The sequence below is a fragment of the Candidatus Manganitrophaceae bacterium genome (assembly GCA_012960925.1).
In the GTDB taxonomy this organism is placed as follows: Bacteria; Nitrospirota; Nitrospiria; order SBBL01; family JAADHI01; genus DUAG01.
On the sequence record DUAG01000054.1, the window covers coordinates 1 to 2,539 of the forward strand.

Sequence of the window (2,539 nt, forward strand, 5' to 3'; positions counted from 1 at the left end):
ATCGAATGAACAAAGAAGAGATCGAGAGTAAGAACGATCAGTTTTTGATGATGGCACACCTTTTCTTTTAAATCATACAGGGGAGAAAGACAATGAGAGCATGGCAATCAATTGGTTTTAGACTTTTCTTGATCACGGGACTGTTGGTAATGGCTGGATGCGGAAGTCTCAGCGACGACTCCACTACAGCTCTTTTTCCTGGACTACTGACGGGGCCCCAGGTGGTCTCGAATCCACCGGTTGTCACCAATGCGACCGGAACGGGTTCCTTCTCCTTAAGCGCAGGCGGACTGACCTTTGATATCACGGTTGATGGACTGGGCGGTGGGTTGACCCAGGCTCATTTTCACAATGCGGCTGCTGGATCTAATGATGTTTTGGTTCGGTTTCCCATTAATTTCAATGGGAATACGGCAACCGGGATCTGGAGCGTTAACGATTTAGTAAACCCGCTCACTTTGACTTTAGTGACCGCACTCAACGCGGGAGAAATTTATGTCGATGTCCATTCCGGAAACAACCTAAATGGAGAAATCCGTACACAGGTGGTGTTGACTCCAGAGGACGGGAGTAGGGGCTTTACGGCCAAATTCAGTGGTGTGCAAGAGGTCCCACCGATCGCTGCAACCGCAAGGGGAACCGGTGCCTTCGTCCTCAATGCGGCCGAGACTGAACTAACCTTCGTTATCACGGTAACCGGTCTGAGCGGAGGAGGGATGACCGCGGCCCATTTTCACAATGCACCGACCGGATCCAATATCCCCACGTTTGTTCGTCCGCTCACCGGCGATTTCATCGGGAATACCGCGACCGGGGTCTGGAGAAACACTGATTCCGAGCAGCTCACTCCCGCTTTAGTAGCCGCACTCAAGGGGGGAAACATCTATGTCAATATCCATACTCTTGCTAATGGAGGGGGCGAAATCCGTGGGCAGGTCATCCCGAATCTTTAGCGGCTATAAACTTTAAGGCCAGCCCGTTATTGCACCAGCGTTTTCCGCTGGGTTTGGGACCGTCATTGAAGATGTGTCCCTGATGACCGTCACAACGTGCGCAGTGATACTCGGTTCTGGGAAATAACATTTTAAAATCGATTTTGGTTTCAAGGCGGCCTTCAATCGATCTAAAAAAACTCGGCCAGCCGGTTTTGCTGTCGTATTTCATCTCTGAGGTAAAGAGCTCAAGCGCACAGCCGGCACAGACATAAACGCCTGGACCATACTCCTTGTCCAGAGGGCTTGAAAATCGACGCTCGGTCCCTTCTCTTCTTAAGATCTCATAACGGTCGGGCCGCAGCAGTTTTCTCCATTCTTTATCCGTTTTGATTATTTGTTTGAATGTAATTCTCTGGCTTTTGGAGAAAACCCTGGACGGTATCATCAGGGATCCGATGTAAACCCCTAAGGTCATCATAAACACCCTTCTATTCATGTCTTAGCCCTCCAAAGGAAGTTCTCTTTCCCCATAACTCTTTTAAACGCTGGTCCCGCCCGCAACTGAAGCGGTAAAACTTGTATTGGAGCGGGTTTTTGATATGGTAATCCTGGTGGTGCTCCTCTGCGGGGAAAAACTGAGAGGCCTGCAGGATGGGCGTGACAACCGGTCCTTCAAACGGTCTGTCGCGCTCCAGGCTGCGCTTGGAGGCGACGGCCAGTTTTTTCTGTTCTTTTGTATGGTAGAAAATTGTGGTGCGGTACTGGTTCCCCCGATCACAAAATTGCCGGTCCTTCACCGTAGGATCAATATTGGTCCAGAAGACCTCCAACAACATGCCATAACGGACCTTGCTGCTGTCATACACGACTTGCACCGCCTCAGTATGACCTGTTGTTCCGGAGGAGACCTCCCTGTATGTTGGGTGATCCTTGTGTCCTCCGATATAGCCTGAAATCGTTGAGACAACACCATCGACTTCATCGAAGGCATGTTCCATACACCAGAAACAACCTCCGGCAAAAGTGGCGGTTTTGAGATTTTCAGATTCCGCTCCGATCGCGTTCCCTGTAATAGCTGATAAAAAACTTATAAGGAGTAAGACCCGCAGGAAATATTGAACGCTGTATTTTTTCATCGCTCACCTCTCTCTTTCATTGATCCTTTCACATCCATCTACTATAACAATAATTGAACAAGGGTTCATCTTTCAATGAACACCCAAGATCGGCGATTGGATCTTGGGATAAACCGCCAAGTCGCCTGAAAGGCAAGGCCAGAGGCCATAAGGACGACCGAAGCGTACTCATCCGTACGGTGAGGAGTCCGTTGGCCGATAATGCAGTCATTCCAGGCGAATCGGCGGTTTCTAATTCCATAATCGCGGAATTAGGGGAACATAGGGGAGTGGAAGTTCTAAAATCCAGGATTGATAAAGCAAATACGCGCTTGATTACGTGAGAATACCCCTGTTAGAATAACCCAGGTTTTTTAATACATTTTCTTATGGGGAAAGGCGTAATCATGGAAGAGCTTTTTTCAAAGCAGGCGGCCTCGATGTATTCCAATATCTGGAAGAGAATGAGCGAGGGAGAGGAACTTTCCG

3 protein-coding genes are annotated in these 2,539 nt (G+C 49.0%); 1 reads left to right on the plus strand and 2 read right to left on the minus strand.

The window, feature by feature from the left end; genetic code table 11:
• The first annotated feature begins 92 nt into the window (after positions 1-92).
• Positions 93-953, plus strand: a complete 861-nt coding sequence (locus tag EYQ01_08715; GenBank protein ID HIE65874.1) for a CHRD domain-containing protein — start codon at positions 93-95, stop codon at positions 951-953.
• On the opposite strand, the gene msrB is transcribed toward EYQ01_08715, so the two are convergent.
• Together msrB and msrA are read right to left on the minus strand one after the other, a co-directional pair.
• Positions 937-1,431 carry a peptide-methionine (R)-S-oxide reductase MsrB gene (msrB, locus tag EYQ01_08720; protein HIE65875.1) on the minus strand — a complete coding sequence of 165 codons (495 nt, stop codon included), beginning with the start codon at positions 1,429-1,431 and terminating at the stop codon, positions 937-939. The two genes, EYQ01_08715 and msrB, sit on opposite strands and share 17 nt — an antisense overlap.
• On the minus strand, positions 1,424-2,071 hold the full coding sequence (msrA, locus tag EYQ01_08725) for a peptide-methionine (S)-S-oxide reductase MsrA (protein HIE65876.1): 648 nt from the start codon (positions 2,069-2,071) through the stop codon (positions 1,424-1,426). Before msrA ends, msrB begins: the two co-directional genes overlap by 8 nt.
• Positions 2,072-2,539: the final 468 nt, after the last annotated feature.

Excerpts from the sequence above, each read along its gene's own strand:
- EYQ01_08715 (HIE65874.1), top strand. The coding sequence starts at position 93 with ATGAGAGCATGGCAATCAATTGGTTTTAGACTTTTCTTGATCACGGGA.
- msrB (HIE65875.1), bottom strand. The coding sequence starts at position 1,431 with ATGAATAGAAGGGTGTTTATGATGACCTTAGGGGTTTACATCGGATCC.
- msrA (HIE65876.1), bottom strand. The coding sequence starts at position 2,071 with ATGAAAAAATACAGCGTTCAATATTTCCTGCGGGTCTTACTCCTTATA.